Source organism: Chryseobacterium sp. FP211-J200 (assembly GCF_001643375.1).
In the GTDB taxonomy this organism is placed as follows: Bacteria; Bacteroidota; Bacteroidia; order Flavobacteriales; family Weeksellaceae; genus Epilithonimonas; species Epilithonimonas ginsengisoli.
The window spans coordinates 98,183-120,125 of record NZ_LSHB01000045.1 but is presented as its reverse complement, the minus strand read 5'-3'; the positions used below and the strand labels follow the sequence as shown (position 1 = coordinate 120,125).

The 21,943-nt window shown below is 34.3% G+C and carries 18 protein-coding genes and 1 pseudogene; 16 read left to right on the top strand and 3 right to left on the bottom strand.

Translation table 11 applies throughout. The features are described from left to right. Positions 1 to 109: 109 nt before the first annotated feature. The 6 genes from AXA65_RS14130 (at position 110) to AXA65_RS14105 (ending at position 6,186) form a co-directional block, all read left to right on the top strand. Positions 110 to 889 carry a copper resistance protein NlpE gene (locus AXA65_RS14130; RefSeq protein WP_063970732.1) on the top strand — a complete coding sequence of 260 codons (780 nt, stop codon included), beginning with the start codon at positions 110 to 112 and terminating at the stop codon, positions 887 to 889. Positions 890 to 1,269: 380 nt separating this feature from the next. Continuing rightward, entirely contained in the window at positions 1,270 to 1,755 is a 486-nt protein-coding gene (locus tag AXA65_RS14125; protein WP_086048209.1) for a DUF4274 domain-containing protein, read from the top strand. 513 nt (positions 1,756 to 2,268) lie between these two features. Further along, positions 2,269 to 2,670, top strand: coding sequence for a GlcG/HbpS family heme-binding protein (locus AXA65_RS14120; RefSeq protein ID WP_063970731.1), 402 nt, complete (start codon positions 2,269 to 2,271; stop codon positions 2,668 to 2,670). A 490-nt stretch (positions 2,671 to 3,160) separates the two neighbouring features. Next, on the top strand, positions 3,161 to 4,168 hold the full coding sequence (locus AXA65_RS14115; protein WP_228391688.1) for an OmpA family protein: 1,008 nt from the start codon (positions 3,161 to 3,163) through the stop codon (positions 4,166 to 4,168). Between the two features lie 435 nt (positions 4,169 to 4,603). After that, the gene (locus AXA65_RS14110; protein WP_063970729.1) at positions 4,604 to 5,542 is read left to right on the top strand and encodes a hypothetical protein; all 939 of its coding nucleotides are present in this window, start codon (positions 4,604 to 4,606) and stop codon (positions 5,540 to 5,542) included. 350 nt (positions 5,543 to 5,892) lie between these two features. Continuing rightward, a complete protein-coding gene (locus tag AXA65_RS14105; RefSeq protein WP_063970728.1) occupies positions 5,893 to 6,186 on the top strand; it encodes a putative quinol monooxygenase in 294 nt (97 codons plus the stop codon). A gap of 189 nt (positions 6,187 to 6,375) precedes the next feature. Here the strand turns inward: AXA65_RS14105 and AXA65_RS14100 are convergent, their stop codons facing one another. Continuing rightward, positions 6,376 to 7,053, bottom strand: a complete 678-nt coding sequence (locus AXA65_RS14100) for a type 1 glutamine amidotransferase domain-containing protein (RefSeq protein WP_063970741.1) — start codon at positions 7,051 to 7,053, stop codon at positions 6,376 to 6,378. 201 nt (positions 7,054 to 7,254) lie between these two features. Next, positions 7,255 to 7,818, bottom strand: coding sequence for a Crp/Fnr family transcriptional regulator (locus AXA65_RS14095; protein WP_063970727.1), 564 nt, complete (start codon positions 7,816 to 7,818; stop codon positions 7,255 to 7,257). A gap of 686 nt (positions 7,819 to 8,504) precedes the next feature. Here AXA65_RS14095 and hxlB point away from each other — a divergent pair. The 10 genes and pseudogenes from hxlB to uvrA all read left to right on the top strand — a co-directional run bounded on the left by hxlB (position 8,505) and on the right by uvrA (position 21,225). Further along, positions 8,505 to 9,071: a 6-phospho-3-hexuloisomerase gene (gene hxlB, locus AXA65_RS14090; RefSeq protein WP_063970726.1), complete on the top strand. Its 567-nt coding sequence runs from the start codon at positions 8,505 to 8,507 to the stop codon at positions 9,069 to 9,071. A gap of 33 nt (positions 9,072 to 9,104) precedes the next feature. Further along, a complete protein-coding gene (gene hxlA, locus AXA65_RS14085) occupies positions 9,105 to 9,734 on the top strand; it encodes a 3-hexulose-6-phosphate synthase (RefSeq protein ID WP_063970725.1) in 630 nt (209 codons plus the stop codon). Positions 9,735 to 9,932: 198 nt separating this feature from the next. Next, positions 9,933 to 11,330 carry an NADP-dependent phosphogluconate dehydrogenase gene (gene gndA, locus AXA65_RS14080; RefSeq protein ID WP_063970724.1) on the top strand — a complete coding sequence of 466 codons (1,398 nt, stop codon included), beginning with the start codon at positions 9,933 to 9,935 and terminating at the stop codon, positions 11,328 to 11,330. A 12-nt stretch (positions 11,331 to 11,342) separates the two neighbouring features. Then, positions 11,343 to 12,863 (top strand): glucose-6-phosphate dehydrogenase, encoded by a 1,521-nt coding sequence (gene zwf / locus AXA65_RS14075; RefSeq protein ID WP_063970723.1) that lies wholly within the window; start codon positions 11,343 to 11,345, stop codon positions 12,861 to 12,863. Then, complete coding sequence (pgl, locus tag AXA65_RS14070) at positions 12,856 to 13,584, top strand: 6-phosphogluconolactonase (protein ID WP_063970722.1); 729 nt, start codon at positions 12,856 to 12,858, stop codon at positions 13,582 to 13,584. Before zwf ends, pgl begins: the two co-directional genes overlap by 8 nt. A 23-nt stretch (positions 13,585 to 13,607) precedes the next feature. Further along, entirely contained in the window at positions 13,608 to 14,483 is an 876-nt protein-coding gene (locus tag AXA65_RS14065) for an AraC family transcriptional regulator (RefSeq protein WP_063970721.1), read from the top strand. Positions 14,484 to 14,546: 63 nt separating this feature from the next. Continuing rightward, entirely contained in the window at positions 14,547 to 16,193 is a 1,647-nt protein-coding gene (gene pgi / locus AXA65_RS14060; protein ID WP_063970720.1) for a glucose-6-phosphate isomerase, read from the top strand. Positions 16,194 to 16,464: 271 nt separating this feature from the next. Continuing rightward, a pseudogene (locus tag AXA65_RS20475) lies at positions 16,465 to 17,615 on the top strand (iron-containing alcohol dehydrogenase). 155 nt (positions 17,616 to 17,770) lie between these two features. After that, positions 17,771 to 18,670 (top strand): bestrophin family protein, encoded by a 900-nt coding sequence (locus AXA65_RS14050; protein ID WP_063970719.1) that lies wholly within the window; start codon positions 17,771 to 17,773, stop codon positions 18,668 to 18,670. A 38-nt stretch (positions 18,671 to 18,708) separates the two neighbouring features. After that, positions 18,709 to 21,225: an excinuclease ABC subunit UvrA gene (gene uvrA, locus AXA65_RS14045; RefSeq protein ID WP_063970718.1), complete on the top strand. Its 2,517-nt coding sequence runs from the start codon at positions 18,709 to 18,711 to the stop codon at positions 21,223 to 21,225. Positions 21,226 to 21,378: 153 nt separating this feature from the next. Here the strand turns inward: uvrA and AXA65_RS14040 are convergent, their stop codons facing one another. After that, a complete protein-coding gene (locus AXA65_RS14040) occupies positions 21,379 to 21,942 on the bottom strand; it encodes a hypothetical protein (protein WP_131797826.1) in 564 nt (187 codons plus the stop codon). Between the last annotated feature and the right edge of the window lies 1 nt (position 21,943).

The window sequence follows — 21,943 nt, the reverse complement described above, 5'->3', positions numbered from 1 at the left end:
AAGATAATTATTTCAAATTTTTCTATTTAGATACTTCTCAAGACTTAAATCTGTCTTTTAGAATCAATAATTAGGTTATCAAACATTTTAAATTAATCAAAAAAAAATAATGAACACATTTAAATTTTTAACCATAGCAGCGCTAACCACCATTTTTGTTTCTTGCAGCGACAGTAAATCAACCGTTGAAACTGCAAATAAAGAGCAGACAAAAACAGAGGCACAGCAGAATAATGATTTTTCTTCAGGAATCTACACGGCAACATTGCCTTGTGCAGATTGTATGGGAATCGAAACCTATATTACCTTTCAAAATGACAACAAAGCGGTTAAAAGTACATCGTATTTAGATAGCGACGGTACTTCTGAAAACGAGTATGGTACCTGGACAAAGATTGATGATATTATTGAAGTATCCATCCCAAATTCGCCTAAGGAATATTATCTGGTAAAACCCGACAAAACCTTGGTAAGATTGGATGCTGATAAGAAAGAAGTAAGCGGAGAATTAGCCAAAAATTATATTTTTAAAGAAGTAAAAGCTTATACGCCCGCTCAATTGAACGGTACCTATAACACCAACGCCAGTGGGAAAGGATACAACCAAATTCTGGAATTGAAATCTGAAAATGACAGTATTTATTCAGTGAAAATTTCATTTACCGGTGCTGTGAAAGGGTGTACGTTTGAGGGCAAAGGAAAGTTAGTGAATAATCAGATTGATGTCGATTTAAAAACCATCAATAAAGATTTAAAAGGGACGATGACGATTTTATTTAAGGATAAAACAGCTGAAGTATTTACTTCGAAATTTGACGATAGATTCGCATTAAATTACTTTTGTGGCGGCGGTGCAAGTTTAGCTGGAGATTATCATAAAAAAAAGTAATAAAAGTTTTGTAAAAATAGCTGACCGATAAAGAAACTTCGGTTGATCGCTAGAAGTCCAAAAATGAAAGTGTTGTTGGACGGAAGGTTATTCAGCATTATAGATTTTATCGTAAAAAGTTTTTAAAAAAATTGAAGAGACTTCCAGAAGAGTCTCTTTTTTTTGTGCGTCGTTTTCATCAGTTTTTTTAATTAACTTTACAAACTAACTAATTTATGCGTTTGGGAAAGCTGCCGGATGTTTAGTTCAACAGGCGTTTGGCTAGATTGCGAATTTATAGTAAATTCACTATCACGTTTCGTAAGAAATATTATCTTTAACAGAAAATAATCAGTTCGAAGTTCGCCACTGCGCCAAGCGCCAAAACGTTGTAAACAATTATGAATCCGACTGTAGAAAGAATCATCAATCAATGTAATTCAAAGGAGAGGCTTGAATGCGTTGAAAAATTGGATAATGAAATAGACCTTTATTCTCTAATGGAGAATTATAATTGGGATGACGGGTTTGAAATACCTTATACTGTCGTTACTCATAAGAAATGTGATTTAGGTTTAGCACTAATGTTGTTCTGGGAGTTTGATGAACCACAATTGTATTATGAAAACCCGCAATCGGAATGGCTATATAGTAAATATGAAACAAAGAGTGAGATTAAATTTAAAATAGAATTTTGTGAACAATTAATAAACGGTATAAGGAATGGGGAATTCAAAAAGGGCGCAAATGAATATGATACAGGTTTTTTTGGAGAGCACTTATATTTTGGTGATGAACGAAAAACTAAAATTAGAAAATTAAAAACCAAGAGAGCCCTTGAGAAATACGAAGAAAAATTCCTGAAACCTTGCTTGGCTGAAAAATAACTGTTTACAATAACCAGAGTTTCGTTGGGCTTGAAAAGCCAGCAATGAATTGAAAACTCATCAAAACAAAATAAAAAATAAAAAATGCTGAGATAAACTCCTGTTGAATGGAAGCTTCCGGAGCTTTTTTCAGCATTATGGGTTTATCGACGGAAAATTTTAAAGATATACAAGAGACTTCGAGATGAGTCTCTTTTTGTGTACTTCTTTTTCATTAATTTTACAAAGAAACTGATTTATGCGATTGGGAAAGCTACCGGAGGTTTAGTTCAGCACGGGTTTTGCAAGATGCGGGGTTACTCTATCATGATAATGTGGAATTTTTTAGCCGCCATGGTTTATTATCCATATTATTTAATAATTTAGCTACATTGAAAAAGCATTCGCTTCGTGTGTGAAACCTTGAACTACAGTTCTTCGAATTACGGCACTTTGCCACTACTTTTTCCATTGTAGACAATTAAACAAATAATTTAAGCAGAAAATATATTTTATAACAAAAAAAAATTAAAAATGAACATTACATTAGCACAAGCAAAAGCGGTAATTGACGCAGCGAAAACAAAATCAGAGGCTCTAAACGTCAAAATGGACATCTGTGTAGTAGACGCAGGAGCAAATATAGTAGCATTCGAAAGAATGGATGGTGCATGGATTGGATCCGTAGACATTGCCATTAAAAAAGCAAAAACATCGGCTTGGTTTATCACGGATACCGCTGAGCTTACCCCTCTTGTAAAACCCGATGCACCCATGTTTAATATAGAACATAGTAACGGTGGTTTAATTACTTTTCCTGGTGGTGTACTTATCAAAAATAATGAAGGTACTGTACTAGGTGCCATTGGCGTAAGTGGTAGTGTTGTAGAAAACGACCACGCCGTAGCCGTAGCAGGAGCTAAGGCAGTATTATAATTATTTAATTCTGATTTTGTTAACTGAAGAACTTTTAGGGCTTGAATAGTCTAAAAAAAACTTCCTAGAATGACCAGAGTTCCGGTGGTCTTTCAAGGCCAACCGCGAATTGAAAAAGCATCGAAACAAGATAAATAATAAAAAACACTGAGATTAAATCTAATTAAACTGCATCTCCGGGAGCTTTTTCTAAATTATGGCTTTATCGTAAAAAATATTAAAAATATTGAAGAGACTTCTAGAAAGGTCTCTTTTTTTGTGAGCGGTTTCATCTATTTTTTAATTAACTTTACTGAGTAACTGAATTATGGGAATGGTGCTTTCTTTTCACAATTTTTAGTAACTTGGTTCCAAGAAAAAGCATCGGCTATGTTTTGTAGTTCTTGAACTTTTTGTCCTTCGAAAGCCCGAAGTTCGCTATACTTTTTCCGGTATTTGATATGCTTTAAAACCACAACCAATTGCAGAAATTAATTAGAATATGAAAAAAATGACAACAAAATTATTATTAACAGGACTTGCATTACTTGCTCTTTCGTGCAATAAAACTGGTGACAAGGAAAAAGGTAATAATCAAGACACTACGAAACCAGAAATAGTAATATCTGAAAACCCAAATAGTACGGGCAAATTTGATATAAATGCCATTCCAGTTTCTGACAAAGATTTGGGCGTTTTCCCTTTTTTCAGCATTCCGGAAAATCTCCAGATTATCAACAAAAAAGCGGTTGAAAAAAAGTTTGACCGGATATTTTTTCCTATAGATGGTGTATTTCAAGCTGTGGAAGGTAGATCGTGGAAAGCGGGCATAGAGGGAGCCACTGGCGTTTCAGACAGTTGGTCGTTACCATACTTCGAAAAAAGTTATGACGAGGCGATAAAAGCAGTAGGCGGAGTGAAAATTTATGAAGGAAAGGTACCCACAGAAGAAATAAACAGAATAAAAGAACAGGCAACCTATTTCGGCGAAGATGGTTCGATAGATTATTGGAACAATATCGTAAAAGTTTACGTAATTAGAAGAGCGAATGGTGATGACGTGTATATCCAACTTGCCGGAAATACTGCAGGCGGGAATATTCAAATCCTACAAAAAGAAGCCTTTAAGCAAACCATTACGATGCTAAAGGCAGACCAAATACAAAAAGATTTAAGCGATAAAGGCAAGGCAGTTTTGCATATTAATTTCGATACGGATAAAGCCACTTTAAAGGGAGATGGAAAAGAAGCTATAGCTGAAATTGCCAAAGTACTCAATGCTGACAAAAATTTAAAAATTGCTATTCATGGTTATACCGATAATACGGGTGATGAAAAACACAATCTTCAACTTTCTAAACAAAGAGCAGCAACCGTAAAGCAGGAATTGATAAAAAGCGGTATTGAAGTAAGCCGACTAACCACTGAAGGCTTCGGACAAAACAGTCCAATTGCTGACAACAATTCAGAAGAAGGAAAATTTCAAAACAGAAGAGTGGAATTGATTAAAGATAAGTAAAACATCACATAAATACCGGAGTTTCTTTGGGCTTGGAAAGTCAACAATGATGCATCTGTTGAATGGTAGCGGGAGCTTTTTCAACATTCTGGTTTTATCATAAAAAATTTTTTAAAAATAATGAAGAGACTTTCAGAAAGGTCTCTTTTTTTTGTGATTGGTATTCATCCGTTATTTTAATTAAATTTACAGAGTAACTGAATTACGCGATTTGTATAACTACCGAAGGTTTAATTCATCAAGGGTTTTCCAAAAGTGGGCTGAACCGCTTAGGTTGTACATTTTAGTTTTTTAGTCGACAATGCTGTGAGCATTGACTTTTTTTAGTAACTTAGCCAAAGGCTCACAGCATTTGCTGACGTTCTTGCTAAATTGAACTTATTGTCCAATTTATCCCACACTATCGCCAAGCCACGAACCATTAACTGATACGTTATGACAGAACTCTTCATTAAAAATAAATTTATTCAATTTTTAAAATCAGATAAAAATTTTCCTGATGACTCCTTCTTATTGAATTATCACTATGTTGATAAAGGAGGTATAATCTATGTAGACTTAGCAATTTTAGATACAAAAACCAATAATTATATAGCATTAATAGATTTTAGAAACAATATTTCTAGTCATGATATTGAAAATTATAATTTATATAAAAAAGTTTTGAGTCAAAAAGATGCTACATTCTATGTTGTAACACCGAATGAGACGAATGATGATTTTTCCATTTATACACTTTTCAATAGTGAATTGATAAATGTTAGCAAGGACGAATTTCCGAATTTTCAGACTTTAATTTCTAAACGAAAAGCCGATGAAAAAGCTGATTTAGAATCTATAATAGAAGAAGAAAAAAAAGAAAATATTAATAAGAAATATGTTATTACCACAACATTAACAACTGCAATTATTTCTCTTATCATTGCAATGCTTTTGACTCAAAGTTTGGACATTTTTAATTTTGATAATACTAAGACTAAGAAAGAAAATGATATTGTAAATTCAAATATTTATAAAGAACTTGAAAAGTTAAAACTTCAGCTGTCAATAATGGATTCAAAAAAGGATACTGTTACTAAAACAGATATAGAAATCGAACAGATAAAGAAAAGATTAATAAATATTGAAAAATTAATAACTCAAGACCCTAAGAATATTCTTGAGTTACAAAAAATAGATAATCATTTTGAAAGATTAAATCAAATAATTGATAGAGAAAAGGAATTAAACAATCTTAAAGTAGAAAAGTTAGAAGATAAAATGAATACTTATTCTAATATCATTTTCTCGCTTTTAGTAACAATCATTGGAGCAATTTTAGGTTATTTATTTAGTAATTTTAAACCTAAGAAAATATCAGCTAATAATAGCTAAGTTTTCGTTGCGTGCGAAGCACGAACAATGAAACTCCTGTTGAACGGAAGCTTTGGGAGCTCTTTTCAGCATTATCGGTTTATAGTAAAAATTTTTTAAAGATATTAAAGAGACTTTCAAAAAGGTCTCTTTTTTTGTGCGTGTTTTTTAGCAATTATGTAATTTTCATTAATGTGAATCACTTTATCATAAACAAATTCTAATGCAAGAGAACATAAAAAAAATTGCTGATTTTCGATGATTTACATTAACGTTATTTAACATCTTTTGTGTTTTTAGTTTGATAAGGAAAACCTACTTTTGTTAGAAAGAGTTGAAGAACACTCTTAATAACATTAAATTTTTAAATTATGGAAAAGTTTGCAATATTAGCTAGAGTAGAAGCAAAACCGGGTAAAGAAAATGAAGTATTGGAGTTCCTAAAGTCTGCCTTGCCGCTTGCGGAAGGTGAGCCAGGAACCGTAAGATGGTATGCTTTACAAATTGGCCCTTCTACTTTTGGTATATTCGATACGTTCGGAACTACAGATGCAAGAGATGCTCACTTGAATGGTGAGATTGCAAAGGCTTTAATGGCCAATGCTTCTGAATTACTTGCGAAAGATCCTGTACTTGAAATGGTAGATCTACTTGCTGTAAAATAAGAAATCGAACACAAATTTTTAATACAGTTAAATGGAGCTAGGAATTTTACCTGGCTCCATTTTTTTATATCATTTTGTGATAGGTTGAACCATTGAGATGTAAACAGGATTGATCTTATTTGCTCAAAGAAAATTTCAATTTCGCACAAAAAAAAGAGACTGAAACAGTCTCTTTTGAATTCTTAAGTATTAGAGTTTTTTAAGTTCTTCTAAAACTGCTTCGCCAACTGCATGAGCGGATTGAGGATTTTGTCCTGTTACCACTCTTTCATCTACGGTAACATGCGTTTGCCATAAACCAGATTTTTCAAACTTGGCTCCGCGTTCTATTAATTTAGATTCTAATCTAAATGGAACAACTTCATCTAATTTCACAGCAGCTTCTTCTTCGTTGGTGAAAGCATTGATTTTTTTGCCATCTACCAAGTATTTTCCATTGCTGAGTTTAATGTTCACCAATCCGGCAGGACCGTGACAAACCGCACTTACGATTCCATTTTTTTCATAGATTTTTTGTGCGATTACTGCCAATTCTTCATTATCTGGAAAATCCCACATCGTACCGTGACCTCCAGCATAAAGAATCCCCACATATTCATCAGGATTTACTTCTGAAGGCGTCATGGTGTTCTGAATTTTATTTTGATAATATTCATCTGCCAAAAATCTTTCATTAACCTTATCATCTGGAGTATTTCCATAATACGGCGGGTTTCCACCTTTTGGACTCACGAAATCTATTTCGTAACCAGCATCTACTAATACCGCCCAAGGATGCGTAACTTCACCTAAATAATAACCGGTAGATTCACCAGTGTTTCCTAATTCGCCGTGGCTCGTAACCACGAATAATACTTTTTTGCTCATTTTGTTCGATTTAATTGTTTGTGCATTGATCATATTAATCCCTAAAAAAAGAATACAACCGGTTAAGAAAATAATCTTGGATAAAAACTTATTGTGATTCATTTTACTATTGATTTTTAATGATTTGATAGTGCAAAGGTAAATACAGCTCCCCACAAACAACAGGACCTACCTCACAACTTTTTTGTGACCTACATCACATTACACCGAAAGCCGACTCAAGGTTTCTCTGGAAACACCTAAATACGAAGCGATTAATGTTTTGGGCAATCGTTGTAAAAGTGTAGGATATTGAGAAATAAATTGTTCGTAGCGTTCTTTGGCATTGCTATTCAGCAGAGACAAAATCCTTCTTTGGAGCGCGATATAACCATTATTAGACTTTTTCCTGAAAAAATGTTCTATCTTATGCATATCTGCACAGAGTTTCTCTCGGTTATAGAGTGACAAAGTAAGTACTTCGGTAGATTCTAATGCATCAATGGTAAAAGTAGCTTCCGTTTGATTAAAATACGCTTGATAATCGGTAATCCACCAATCTTCCATTGCAAATTGCATGATGTGCTCTTTCCCTTCTTTATTCAGGTATGATGCTTTTAACAAACCATTCATCACAAAATAATCATTTTGCACGGTATCTCCTTCTTGAATTAAAATCTGATGTTTTTTAAATTTTTTCAAGGTAAAATGAGACAGAATATACTCGAACTCCTGGTCAGTTAATGGCGTAATTTTCTCAATTTGACGTCTTAAAATCTCACTCATATTTTTATCATTCTAAATTGCAAACAAAAGAATTGTTGACTCCAAATGTAAATTATTGAAACCAAAAAATCCATCGCTCTTGATGGATTTTTTAAATATGGTAGATGGAATTCTTATGGATTGGTGGAGAAAACAAAAGCTATAGAATGATATCTTGGTCGGACCTATTTTTGTGTTTGTAGATTGTAAAAATCAATTGATAAAAGAAATCCGAAAAAGCAGTTTATTATTTTAATGAAACAACAAATCAATATCGCAAAAAAGTTTTTAGGATCTGAAGGAACTAATGCCTCATACAACTCTATTTTTATTGTTAATTCTTTAGCCAAAATTATCACAGCGATGATTGCATTGAAATTGGTAAGCTTAGGAAAATGGAACTTTAACGAACCTATATAAGTATACCATCCATTAAAATTGTCTCGCAGTTGAAATAAAAATTTTTCAAAAAAAATATTAGATAAAGCAAAAATACGTAAAACGGTTAAAACTGTTACTATACAGCGGTTTATAAAAGAGCAATACTAAGTTGGAAGTTGTTGTACGTTATCCAATAGGTAAATGTTAGATGGTCGCAAATGTATATTACATAATACTATTTGTATAATATCAGGAGATTTGGGGAGTATAACTTTGCATTATCAAATTAGAAGAAATAATTATTAAAGTTCTTCTAAAAGCAAAAAATGGAACAAGTGAATACTACAATAGACAATTTAAAAAAGATCCTGATCGAAAATGAAGAAATCTCAACTCTTCTGAATCCAGAATCTCTATCGTTGCTTGAAAATCATATTAAGCAAGCAAAATGTATCTTTTTTGTAGGAGCTGGACGTACTGGATTAGCATTAAAGATGGCAGCTATGAGGTTTATGCACCTTGGATTTGAAGTGCATGTAGTGGGAGAAACTACAACACCTGCTATTTTAGAAAATGATCTGCTTATAGTCGGTTCTGGTTCTGGCACAACATCAACCCTTGTGCTTGCTACAGAAAAAGCTAAAAAACAAAACGCCACAGTAATTGCAATTACAGCAGATGAGCATAGTAAAATCGCAACTCTATCAGATCAAATAATAGCCATTAAAGCAGCTGTAAAAACCGATTTCGGTATATCTGCTTCTGAGCAATATGCAGGTAGCTTATTTGAACAATCTGTTTTGTTGATTTTAGACGCAGTCTTTATGACGCTATGGCAAAAATCAGGATTAACAAAAGAAAATCTTTGGCCGAAACATGCCAATCTCGAATAATTAAAATACAACTAAATTTTTAAATTTTATATCATGACTAAATTACAAGTAGCAATTGACTTATTAACTACTGAAGCAGCCTTAGAATTGGCAGAAAAAGTAGCACCTTATGTAGATATCATTGAGTTAGGCACTCCATTAATCAAGGCAGAAGGTCTTAAAGTAATCACAGCAATGAAGGCTGCTCATCCAAATAAACTGGTATTTGCAGACCTTAAAACTGCTGATACAGGTGCATTAGAAGCAGAAATGGCATTCAATGCTGGAGCAGATTTAGTAACCGTAATGGGTGCTGTAGATGATGCAACAATTATTGGCGCTATTGAAGCTGCGAAAAAAGCAGGTAAAAAAGTAGTAGTAGATACAATTGGTGTTAAGAATCGTGTACAACGTGCTAAAGAAGTAACTGCTTTTGGAGTAGAGTTTGTGGAATTCCACGCTGGTTTAGATGAACAAGCATTACCCGGCTATAATGTACAAAAATTAATCAGCGAAGGTAGAGAAGCTCAAGTTCCTTTCTCAATCGCTGGTGGTGTTAACATCAACACAATAAAAGATGTCGTAGCTGCTGGTGCTGCAGTAGCAGTTGCTGGTGGAGCAATCTATGGTGCAGAAGATCCTGCCGCAGCTGCAAAAGCTTTAAAAGAAGCAATAATATCATAATTTGCTAGTAACTCACCATCAAAGTCTTCTCTATTATTGTAGGGAAGACCTTGTTCTATGATATTGATGATATAAATTCTCTTTTTTTAATCTCTGCATATTAAAATAAGCATTAATTTTAGTTAGGGATTTTAAATTCAGAATGGCTAATATCTCAATTAGTTTGTTAGTAATTGATATTAATAAAAAACTTGGAAAATGATTACATATAATTTCGGTATAGTTGGTTTAGGTGTTATGGGCAGAAATCTATTGCTCAATATGGCTGACCATGGGTTTGCTGTAGCAGGTTTAGATTTGGATCAAGAAAAAGCAGATTCATTACAGGCAGAAGCTCAGGAAGGTCATTCTGTTTTTGCAACTGTTAAACCAGAAGACTTTGTAAAGTCCTTAGAACAACCAAGAGCTATAATGCTATTAGTTCCGGCTGGTGTTCCAGTAGATGGAGCAATTAAAACATTGCTTCCATTTTTGGACGAAGGCGATATTATTATTGACGGAGGAAACACGTATTTTACAGATACAGACAGAAGAAATAATGAGCTTTCTTCAAAAGGAATCCATTTTTTCGGAATGGGTATTTCTGGCGGAGAAAGTGGGGCAAGAAGAGGCCCAAGCATGATGCCCGGAGGAGATAAGATAGCTTACGAACGTTTACGTCCAATCTTCGAAGCCATAGCTGCAAAAGTAGATGGTGAACCTTGTGTAGAATTTTTAGGCAACGGATCTGCTGGGAATTATGTAAAAATGGTGCATAATGGTATAGAATATGGAATTATGCAGCTTATTGCAGAAACCTATGATATTATGAAAAATGTTTATCATTTGGATCATGAAACCATTCAACAATTATTTGAACAATGGAATAAAGAAGAATTAAACTCTTTCCTTATTGAAATTACAGCTGATATTTTGAAGCAAAAAGAAGGTGGTGAACATTTGGTTGATTTAATTTCAGACTGGGCTAAATCTAAAGGAACAGGAAAATGGACTTCACAAAATGCAATGGATTTACAGGTTCCGGTTCCAGTTATTGATGCTGCTGTAAATATGAGAGATATGTCTAAATACAAACTCGAAAGAATACAGGCTTCAGCTTTATTAAAATGGAATAAGGAAGAAAATATCAGTAATGCAAATTTAGATGATTTGAAAAAAGGACTGTACTTTGCCATTATAACCACTTATGCACAAGGATTAGCTCAACTTAAAATTGCTTCTGAAATCTATGAATACGATTTGAATTTAGAAACAATATGTAAAATTTGGAGAGGAGGATGTATTATTAGAGCAATTTTATTAGAAGATTTTAGACAAGCATTTGCAACAGAATCCGATTTACCAAACGTAATGCTCGATAAGCACATTGCAGAAAAACTGAATACAACACAAAACAGTATTCGTACTGTTTTGAAAGACACTATTCAAAATGGAACTCCAGGTTCTGCATGGATGAACGCATTATCTTATTTTGATGCTTATCGTTCTGAAAAATTGCCAACCAATCTTATTCAAGCGCAACGTGATTTCTTTGGAGCACACACGTATGAAAGAATTGACAAAGATGGAATATTCCACACCCGTTGGGAATCGTAAAAAATAAATCAAATGAAAAATAATGATAAAAAACCAACTTCTATTGTCATTTTTGGCGCAACGGGAGATTTAGCAAAAAGAAAATTATTTCCTGCATTTTTTAATCTGTTTTTGGACGGTTGGATGCCAGAAGATTTTGAACTTCTTTCTTTAGGAAGAACAGAACATACTCAGGAAGAATTCAGAAATTATATTTTAGAAAATATCAACGATTTTTCGAGAATCAAGAACTTTTCTGAAGAGAAATGGAATCAATTCAAAGAAAAAATCAAATTTGTCAGATTCGATATTACACAAGAAGAATCTTTCATTCAGTTGAAAAATCAACTTGACGGCATAGATGCTAAATTAGGTGCCAGAGCCAACCGTCTTTTTTACCTTTCGGTAGCGCCAAGCTTTATTGAAAAAGTTTCAAAAAGCCTTAAAGAAAATGGCTTGGCTAATAATATGAATCAAGATCGCATGATTATCGAAAAGCCTTTTGGATACGATAAAGATTCGGCTGTGGCGCTTAATGCAATGTTAGCACAAACGTTCAAAGAAGAGCAAATCTACAGAATTGACCATTATTTGGGTAAAGAAAATGTTCAGAACATTTTAGCGTTCCGTTTTGGTAACACTATTTTCGAACCACTTTGGAATAATAAATATATCGATTCTGTGCAGATTACTGTGGCGGAAACCGTAGGTGTTGAAGATCGTGGAGGTTATTATGACGGTTCGGGAGCATTGCGAGATATGATCCAAAACCATTTAATGCAGATTCTCTGCATGGTAGCTATGGAACCACCAACTGCATTTGAATCTACAGAAATCAGAAACCGAAAAGTAGATGTCTTAAAAAGTGTGAGAAGAATCAATTTGGAAGACATCAACCATTATACGGTTAGAGCACAATATACTGAAGGCGAGATTGATGGTAAAAAGAAATTAGGCTATTTGGCAGAGCCAGGAGTTAATCCAAACTCAAATACAGAAACTTATGTTGCCATGAAGTTTTATGTTGATAATGAGCGTTGGAAAGGTGTTCCGTTCTATATGCGAACAGGAAAACGTATGTCCAAAAAAGAATCTTCTATTGTAATCAGTTTTAAAGAAGTACCTTGTACTACTTTTCAGGATAGAATAAAAAAATTGCAACCCAATAAATTAACCATCAATATTCAACCTGAAATGGATATCAATTTATCGTTTATGACGAAAAAGCCAGGGCTTGATATGAAACTGAAACCTGCTGAAATGGTATTCGATTATTTTGAATGTGCACCAGATACACCGGAAGCTTACGAGACGTTATTGTTGGACGCTCTTGATGGAGATTCAACACTGTTTATGCGTTCAGATCAAGTGGAAGAAGCTTGGGATGTTATTGCGAATATTCAAACAGCATGGGAAAATGGAAACGTGTCAAAAATGGTAACTTATCCTGCTGGAAGCTCAGGGCCAGAAGCAGCAGATGAATTGTTGAAGAGACAAGGACATAATTGGCTGAGTAATTCTAATGAAACATTGAAAACCAAAAAAGGTGCTTAATATACAATCATCAACGGAAGAAATATTTAAAACGGCAGCACAATTATTTGTAGCTGCCGCTTGTGATGCAATAGATCAAAAAGGCTTTTTTACAGTAGCTTTAACAGGAGGATCTTCACCAGAAGGGCTATACAAACTTTTGTCCGAAGATCAATACAAAAATCAAATTGACTGGACTAAAGTTCTTGTTTTTTGGGGAGATGAAAGATGGGTTCCTTTAGATAATGAGCTAAGCAATGCTAAAATGTCACAAGAAACACTTCTACAAAATGTTCCTGTACTGCCGTCTAATATTTTTCCAATGTATGCAGATGGTGTAAAACCCGAAGATTTTGCATCAACTTACAGTACACTTTTACATGAAAAACTTGGAGATGATGGAGTAATGGATTTTATTCTTTTGGGGATGGGAAGTGATGGACACACTGCTTCATTATTTCCTGGAACTGCCGTTCTTGAGGAAAAAGAAAAATGGGTTGCTGCTTATTATTTAGATGCACAGAAAATGTATAGGATCACTCTTACAGCTCCTTTTTTAAACAAAGCAAAAAAAATAATCGTGTTAACATTTGGCGATGCTAAGGCTGATGCCTTGAAAGAAGTGTTGGAAGGAGATTATAATCCGTCCCTCTATCCATCGCAATTATTGAAACCCGCAAAAGGAGAACTTTTGTTTTTAGTGGACGAAAAAGCGGCAAAATATTTGAGCAATAATGATTAATTAGCAAAAAGAAAAACTACAATATGTTTACACATTATCTTAAAGATATACAGCATAATTCTGAAAGGGCAATCACTCCCTTTCACATTTTTGATTTGGATAAAGAGGATATGGAGAAATATCGGAATCCTCATACAAAAGACCATTTTTGTCTTCTGTTTGTTAAAAAAGGGAGTATGAAAATGCAAGTAGAAGATCGTCGTTATGATGTCAGTGAAAATTGCATAAGCGTTATATTTCCTGGTCAATTATCCTCAAAAGAACAAATCAGTGATGATTTTGAAGGAAAAATGATTTTATTTGATGAAGTATTATTCTGTTCAGATATTTTAAAAAATGAGTTAAGTATTTACAATCACAATATATCCGTTAAGCTAAACCATATTGAATTACCCGTTGCAGAAACAAATGAAGTACAAATGTTATTGGAACAAATTGAAAAGTTGTATCATGACCTAACCTCTGTCAAAAAAGAGCAAGCACGATTTTTTATTAAGATAACATTGTTGAAATTAGTGGAGTTTGCACATACAAAATGGGATAAAGATAAAGTAACAAATGAGAATACCAGACTTTATGGAAAATTTCTTGAATTGTTGGAACGCAATTATAAAACGGAACGAATGGTTAGTTGGTACGCTGAAAAACTACTTATTTCACCAAAGAAATTAAATGAGATAACGAAGAAATCGGCAGGTTTAACTTCAATTGAAACCATTCACGCAAGGATAATGAACGAGATCAAACAATTGCTCTTACTATCCAGTTATTCTCATAAAGAAATTGCTTTTGAACTTGGATTCAATTCACCAGCAGCGTTAAATAAGTTTGTGCGTGCAAAATTGGATGAAACCCCAACAAATCTCCAACAACAATTGGCACAAATGTATAATACATAGGCTTAACGTGGTAGCATAAACGCCCATGATTGTAGGTAGGTTTGTACTACAAATTAAAAGTATATGTTACCATCAGTTCAATTAAAAAATACGCAAGCATTTCAAAATCTTGCAGCACATTTCGAGGACACAAAAGATCTGCAGATTAAGGATTTATTTTCAAAAGATCCACAACGATTTTCTTCGTTTTCTATCTTATGGAATGATATTTTGTTCGATTATTCAAAGAACAGAATCACAAAAGAAACATTTGATTTATTGCTTGATTTAGCAAATGAAGTGAAACTTCAGGAAGCTATTGAAAAGATGTTCTCAGGCGATAAAATTAATGCAACAGAAGCAAGACCTGTTTTACATACTGCATTAAGACAACCAAAAGACGCAGTTGTTCTTGTTGATGGGATCAATGTTATTCCACAAGTTCATGAAGTGCTTGAACAAATCCAAACCTTTACCGAAGATGTACTTTCAGGTAATTGGAAAGGTTTTACGGGAAAACAAATCACCGATGTGGTTAATATTGGTATCGGTGGTTCTGACCTTGGTCCTGTTATGGTTACTGAAGCCTTAAAAGCATACAAAACGCGGTTAAATTTGCATTTTGTTTCCAATATTGACGGTACTCATTTGTCAGAAGTTTTGAAAAATGTAAATCCTGAAACCACACTTTTTCTTATTGCATCCAAAACATTTACCACACAAGAAACAATGACCAATGGCCACAGCGCACGTACTTGGCTCATTAACTCTGGTGCGAAAGTAGAAGATGTAGAAAAACACTTTGTCGCATTGAGTACTAATGAAGCTGAAGTGAAAAAATTCGGAATCAATCCTAAAAATATGTTTGTTTTCTGGGATTGGGTTGGCGGAAGATATTCATTGTGGTCTGCCATTGGCCTGTCTATCAGTCTTGGAATCGGCTTTAATAATTTCAAAGCATTGTTAGAAGGTGCTCACGAAACCGATCAACATTTTCAGAACAGTGCGTTAGATCAAAATATCCCTGTTATCATGGCTTTACTTGGTGTATGGTATATTAATTTCTATGGTGCTGAAACATTAGGAATATTCCCGTACGACCAATATTTGCATCGCTTTGCTTCTTATTTTCAGCAAGGAGATATGGAAAGTAATGGAAAATATATTGATCGCAATGGTAAGGTAGTCAACTATCAAACTGGTCCAATAGTTTGGGGCGAACCTGGTACCAACGGACAGCACGCATTTTATCAATTGCTTCATCAAGGTACAAAGCTAATCCCTTCGGATTTTATTGCGCCTGCTAAAAGTTTAAACCCACTTGGTGAACACCATAAGATATTACTTTCTAACTTCTTTGCTCAAACTGAAGCTTTAATGAATGGCAAATCAGAAGAAGAAGTAATTGAAGAATTGAAAGCCGCTGGAAAATCAGACAAAGAAATCGATCAGCAAAAAAAGTTTAAAGTATTTCAAGGAAACCGTCCTACTAATTCATTCTTGTTAGAAAAAATAACACCAAAATCTTTGGGGAAACTTATCGCTTTATATGAACATAAAATTTTTGTTCAGGGTGTGATTTGGAATATTTTCAGTTTCGACCAATGGGGAGTAGAATTAGGTAAACAATTGGCTACCGTAATTCTTTCAGAGCTTGAAAAAGATGATAAGGTTTTAAGTCATGATTCATCCACCAATGGATTGATCGATCAATATAAAACTTGGAGTTAATCTATAATATTAATACATTTTTACAAAAGGTAACGGAGAAATTTCTGTTGCCTTTTATATGTTTAATCGTGTATAATAAATGTATATCGAAGCGAAACAATCAAAGGAATATGTAGAATCATGATCCCCTATTGCATATTGTATTGATTAAAAATAAACAATTCAGGCGGTTGGTTGTGAATGAATCAAATGTATATCATATAGTAAGTAATGGATAACAGCAGCCATGCAAGAGGCAGTTCTTTTGTAGAAGAAATTTAAATAATAAAATATGAGTAAGTTATTTGTTGCCAGCGAAGTATTTCATGGGGCTGGAAGTTTATCAGAATTGAAAAATCTATCTGGAAAAAAAGCAATCATTGTGACTGGTGGACTATCAATGAAAAAAAGCGGAACGTTAGATCGTGCAAAAGCATTCTTAACAGAAGCTGGATTGGAAACTATTGTTTTTGATGGTGTTGAAGAAGATCCATCATCAGCTACAAGTCTTAAAGGTGCGGAAATTATGCGTGAGTTCCAACCAGACTGGATTGTTGGCCTTGGTGGTTGCTCAGCTATTGATGCGGCTAAAATGATGTGGGTATTCTACGAACATTCAGATGCAAATTACGAAGCGATGACAAAACCGTTCAGTGTTCCAACATTACGTCAAAAAGCAAAATTTGTAGTAATTCCTTCTACAAGTGGTACAGGAACTGAAACAACAGGTTTAGCGGTTATTACCGACAAAGATAAGGAGTTAAATATCCAATCGTTTCTTATGAACTAACACCAGATATTGCGATTGTTGATGGAGAAATTTGTGCTACTATGCCAGCTCATATCACGTCAAACACTGGTTTAGATGCATTAACACATTGTGTTGAAGCATACGTTTCAAATATTGAAGACAATTATGCAGACGTATTGGCTAAAGGTGGTTTAGAAATCGTATTCGACAATCTTGAAGAGGCGGTAAATAATCCAACAAATATCAAAGCACGTCAAAATATGCACGACGCTTCATTTATGGGAGGTTTAGCGTTCAATAACGCTTGGTTAGGAATTGTACATTCATTATCACATCAAGTAGGTGCTCTTTATGGAATTCCTCACGGTGCAGCTAACGCAATTTTCCTTCCGAATGTTATCCGTTACAATCAAACAGAAACAACAAGATACCCTAATTTGGCAAAAATTGTAGGAAAAGAAACTGCTGAAGAATTAGCGCAAGAAATCGAAAAACTAAGAGCTTCTGTAAACAACAACGGTTCATTGAAAGCTTTTGGAATCTCTCGTGAAGATTGGGACAAAAATTTGGATTACATTACCAAAAACGCTTTGGAAGATCCATGTACAGGTTTTAATCCACGTAAACCGAGTTTTCAAGACTTAAAAGATCTTTATAACGCTTGTTATGAAGGTGTTGTTTACCAAAATTAAGTAATATTACAAAGTAAAGCGGTTAATCATTTCTGAATTAACCGCTTGCTTTGCTAATAAAGTTATTAGCATTATCTTTATTAGAGGAAAATGAATCGTATGATTTTCGTCTGTTTCATTGAACCTAAAATTATAAATTTAAAATAACAATTGCTATGATTATCAACCGAAAAATTCCATTTAAGTTTCTGTTGAATGAAATTAAATTACCGTTGTTTGTTGTTACTTTATTGGGAACGGCTTTTGGTTTATTACCCCGTTATTATTCGGAATATACGCCAGATGTATCTATCCAGATTGCTTCAACTTTAGGTATTGCAATCTCCATTCTCTTGTCTTATAAAATCAATCAATCCTACAATCGTTGGTGGGAAGCACGCACCATTTGGGGTTCGATTGCTAATGATAGCCGTACATTAATTTTGCGACTACAACTTTATTTGGATAATGAAAATGAGCAATTGCAGAAAATTTCATATTATCAGATAGCTTGGAACTATGCGTTGGAAAAATCATTAAGAAATCAGGATACATGGTCTAGTTTGGAAGGATTGTTGAACGAAGAAGACATAGCCGAAATTAAGAAGCATTCCAATATTCCGCTTGCCATTAGTCAATTACAGCTAAAAGCTGTAAAAGGGTTATTTGAGAAGAATTTGATTGATGCTTTAGGACGACTTCAATTAGAAAATACAATTAATAATTTATTGGCATCTATGGGGAAAACCGAAAGGATAAAAAATACAATTTTCCCTCCAACCTTTGGTCAAATATTGCATATTGCCATTTACTTGTTTGTTGTACTTTTAAGTCTGTCTTCTTCATTTCATCAGAATATTGATATTGTGCTACAGGTTTTCATCCTTATTTCAATTTCAATGATGTTCTTTTTTCTAGAAATGTTGGCACATAGACTTCAAAATCCATTCAATAATAGTCCTACTGATACACCAATATCAGCACTGTCACGTACAATAGAAATTAATATTCGACAATTATTAAATGAGACCGAAATCCCTAAGCCTATTGAAGCCCAAGGATTTTATCTTATGTAATGTTAGAAAATAACGTATAATCTTAAAGTATAGTTATCATGGCTCAAGAATTTAATGACGATAATATAGCTGGTTTTGTTCAGGTTCGAGGAGCAAAAGAACACAACTTAAATAATATAGATGTAGATATTCCAAGAAATAAACTTGTTGTTTTTACAGGAATATCGGGTTCAGGGAAATCTTCCTTGGCCTTTGGTACTATATATGCCGAAGCCCAAAGAAGGTATCTGGAATCCGTATCACCTTATGCTAGAAGATTTTTTAATCAGATGTCTGTTCCAGATGTTGAAGCTATTCATGGTCTTCCACCAGCGGTTGCTCTGCAACAAAGCCGTGGAGGAACAACCGTTCGTTCTACCGTAGGAAGTGTTACCACTATTTCTAATTTACTACGGATGTTGTATTCCAGAGGTGGAGATTATCCTGCCAATCAGTCTATTATTTATGCGGAAGGATTTTCTGCAAATACACCTGAGGGAGCTTGTCCAAAATGTCATGGTATTGGTCGTATTTATGATGTTACGGAAAAATCTATGGTGCCGAATGATTCTTTGACTATACGAGAAAGAGCAGTTGAGGCATGGCCATCAGCATGGCAAGGACAGAATCTTCGTGAAATATTAATGACTTTGGGTTTCGATGTTGATAAACCATGGAAAGATCTACCACAAAAAGATCGTGACTGGATTTTATTTACAGATGAAACGCCAACCGTTCCGGTTTATTCAGGGTTGTCGGCTCCAGAGGTAAAAAGAGCTTTGGAATTGAATCTGCCTGCAAGTTATATGGGAACATTCACCGGTGCAAAACGATATGTTCTTCAAACTTTTGCTAATACAAACAGCCAAATGATGAAACGAAGAGTTTCACAATATATGCTGAATACAGAATGTCCTGTATGTCATGGAAAAAGACTTAAAAGAGAATCATTATCTGTAAAATTTGATGGATATGATATTATTGATCTGTCCAATCTACCCCTTTCACAATTGATGGATATTTTTACGTCTTATGCCGAAGGACAATTTTTAAATAAAGAAAAAGATAAATTTCCTGAAAAAGCTATAGTAGTCCAAAATATCGCTATTGATCTTGTCGCAAGATTAAAAATCATGATTGATCTAGGACTTGGATACCTTTCATTAGAACGTAGTACACCAAGTATATCTCCCGGAGAATTACAAAGATTGCGATTGGCAACACAGGTGCACTCTAATCTTTTTGGAGTAATTTATGTTTTGGACGAACCCTCCGCTGGACTACATCCTGCTGATACCGAAGCGTTATTTACGGTACTTCAAAAACTAAAGGATGTTGGTAATTCCATGTTTATTGTTGAGCACGAAGTGGATATCATCAGGCACTGTGATTGGATTGTTGATGTTGGTCCAGAAGCAGGAACCAACGGTGGAGAAATATTGTATAGTGGCCCTTTAGAGGGCTTACAATTGGTCGAAAGATCATTGACCCGTCACTATATCACACCAAAACCTATAGCTAAAAAGAAGGTTAGAAAAGCAGAGCAATGGTTGCAAGTAAATAATGTTACCCGAAATAATATTCAGAATCTTGATGTGTCCTTTCCATTAGGAGTTCTTACCAGTATTACCGGAACATCGGGTTCTGGGAAAAGCAGCTTAGTAAGTCAGGCGTTGGTGGATTTAGTTTCAGATTATTTAGGACAAGAGATAGAAGAAGCTAAAGAAGAACAGTCAGAATTATTACAAGAAAATATTATTCACACCTCAGGTGTAATAGCTGATGGTATGCAACATATAAAACGATTGGTAAGAGTAGATCAAAAACCAATTGGTAGAACGCCGAGATCAAATCTGGCAACTTATACAGGTTTGTTTGACAGAATACGACAGCTTTTTGCGGAAACCCCGATGGCTAAAAGTCGCAAATATGATGTAGGTAGATTTTCATTTAATGTAGCCAAAGGTCGTTGTACACATTGCAAAGGCGAAGGATTTGTTATGGTAGAATTATTATTTCTTCCAAGTGTTTATACACCGTGTCCAACTTGCAAAGGAACACGATACAATGAAAAAACGCTAGAGGTAACATATAACAACAAAAATATTGCTAAAGTGTTGGATCTGACCGTAGATGAGGCTTGGAATTTCTTTCAGCATGATAAATCATTACGCCAAAGTTTAGATGTATTAAAGCAAGTTGGCTTAGGGTATATTCGTTTAGGACAACCAGCAACCGAGTTATCAGGTGGTGAGGCACAACGTATTAAATTAGCTTCAGAATTACAGCGTACACAGCGTGGTAAAACATTATATATTTTGGATGAACCTACAACAGGTTTACATCCATTTGATGTTGAAAAACTGATTGGTCAGCTTAATTTGCTGGTTGATGCAGGAAATACAGTTATCACAATCGAACATGATATGCACGTGGTGGCTTCAAGTGACTGGGTAATCGATATTGGCCCCGGTGCAGGGAAAGATGGCGGACAAATTGTAGCAGAAGGTACTCCGGTAGAAGTTGCGAAAAACACAAAAAGTAAAACAGCTAAATATTTGGCGGAGTATGTTTAAATGATAAAATACCCTGACATGATTGTTGTTGTTAAGTGTTGAGATTTAAACATTTGGTTTGAGGGAAATAATACAAATTATATGGTATAAAATAAAAATGAGAAGTAGCTTTTTAATTATTTTAGATAATTCAACCGTAATTGGATAAACAGCTTACCTCCTTCTTATTGTGGTTGTCTCCTCCTGCAATAAATTATCATTTTGAATAACTTGACCTCTTACAGCATTTTCAATTCCCACATTGATTCTTGTAACAGCCTTAAACAAAAAAAAATTCTCTTCTCCCCTCTCCTTCACATAATCTCTATTCTCATTCTCTTTAAGCATTTCTGCTTTTTCTATTTTGTACTGTTCCACCATCTTCTCTTTAATTTCCGGAAGCTCTTCCAATTTCTCATTCAATTCTGCAATTTTATCTTCAGTGGTTTTGGTTTGAAATTCAATTTGAGTAACATCTATTCCTTTCTGAGCTAAATTTTCAATTACTTCTTGTACTTGAGCTTTATGTAAATCAATTGTCCTTTGATAAGAAGGTAACTGTGTTCTCCAGTAGTCAGAATTTACATCTTCATTTTTTGAATATCCTTCGATCCTATTGAAGGAATGTTCAGCTTTAGCTATTAATTCTTTCACTTTTAAGAAATCTTCATACTTCCTCAAGACAAAAGCATTATCTGCGAGATGCTTATTTTTCTCACTTTCAATCCTTCTTTTCATT

Excerpts from the sequence above, each read along its gene's own strand:
- AXA65_RS14130 (WP_063970732.1), top strand. The coding sequence starts at position 110 with ATGAACACATTTAAATTTTTAACCATAGCAGCGCTAACCACCATTTTT.
- AXA65_RS14125 (WP_086048209.1), top strand. The coding sequence starts at position 1,270 with ATGAATCCGACTGTAGAAAGAATCATCAATCAATGTAATTCAAAGGAG.
- AXA65_RS14120 (WP_063970731.1), top strand. The coding sequence starts at position 2,269 with ATGAACATTACATTAGCACAAGCAAAAGCGGTAATTGACGCAGCGAAA.
- AXA65_RS14115 (WP_228391688.1), top strand. The coding sequence starts at position 3,161 with ATGACAACAAAATTATTATTAACAGGACTTGCATTACTTGCTCTTTCG.
- AXA65_RS14110 (WP_063970729.1), top strand. The coding sequence starts at position 4,604 with ATGACAGAACTCTTCATTAAAAATAAATTTATTCAATTTTTAAAATCA.
- AXA65_RS14105 (WP_063970728.1), top strand. The coding sequence starts at position 5,893 with ATGGAAAAGTTTGCAATATTAGCTAGAGTAGAAGCAAAACCGGGTAAA.
- AXA65_RS14100 (WP_063970741.1), bottom strand. The coding sequence starts at position 7,053 with ATGAGCAAAAAAGTATTATTCGTGGTTACGAGCCACGGCGAATTAGGA.
- AXA65_RS14095 (WP_063970727.1), bottom strand. The coding sequence starts at position 7,818 with ATGAGTGAGATTTTAAGACGTCAAATTGAGAAAATTACGCCATTAACT.
- hxlB (WP_063970726.1), top strand. The coding sequence starts at position 8,505 with ATGGAACAAGTGAATACTACAATAGACAATTTAAAAAAGATCCTGATC.
- hxlA (WP_063970725.1), top strand. The coding sequence starts at position 9,105 with ATGACTAAATTACAAGTAGCAATTGACTTATTAACTACTGAAGCAGCC.
- gndA (WP_063970724.1), top strand. The coding sequence starts at position 9,933 with ATGATTACATATAATTTCGGTATAGTTGGTTTAGGTGTTATGGGCAGA.
- zwf (WP_063970723.1), top strand. The coding sequence starts at position 11,343 with ATGAAAAATAATGATAAAAAACCAACTTCTATTGTCATTTTTGGCGCA.
- AXA65_RS14065 (WP_063970721.1), top strand. The coding sequence starts at position 13,608 with ATGTTTACACATTATCTTAAAGATATACAGCATAATTCTGAAAGGGCA.
- pgi (WP_063970720.1), top strand. The coding sequence starts at position 14,547 with ATGTTACCATCAGTTCAATTAAAAAATACGCAAGCATTTCAAAATCTT.
- AXA65_RS14050 (WP_063970719.1), top strand. The coding sequence starts at position 17,771 with ATGATTATCAACCGAAAAATTCCATTTAAGTTTCTGTTGAATGAAATT.
- uvrA (WP_063970718.1), top strand. The coding sequence starts at position 18,709 with ATGGCTCAAGAATTTAATGACGATAATATAGCTGGTTTTGTTCAGGTT.
- AXA65_RS14040 (WP_131797826.1), bottom strand. The coding sequence starts at position 21,942 with ATGAAAAGAAGGATTGAAAGTGAGAAAAATAAGCATCTCGCAGATAAT.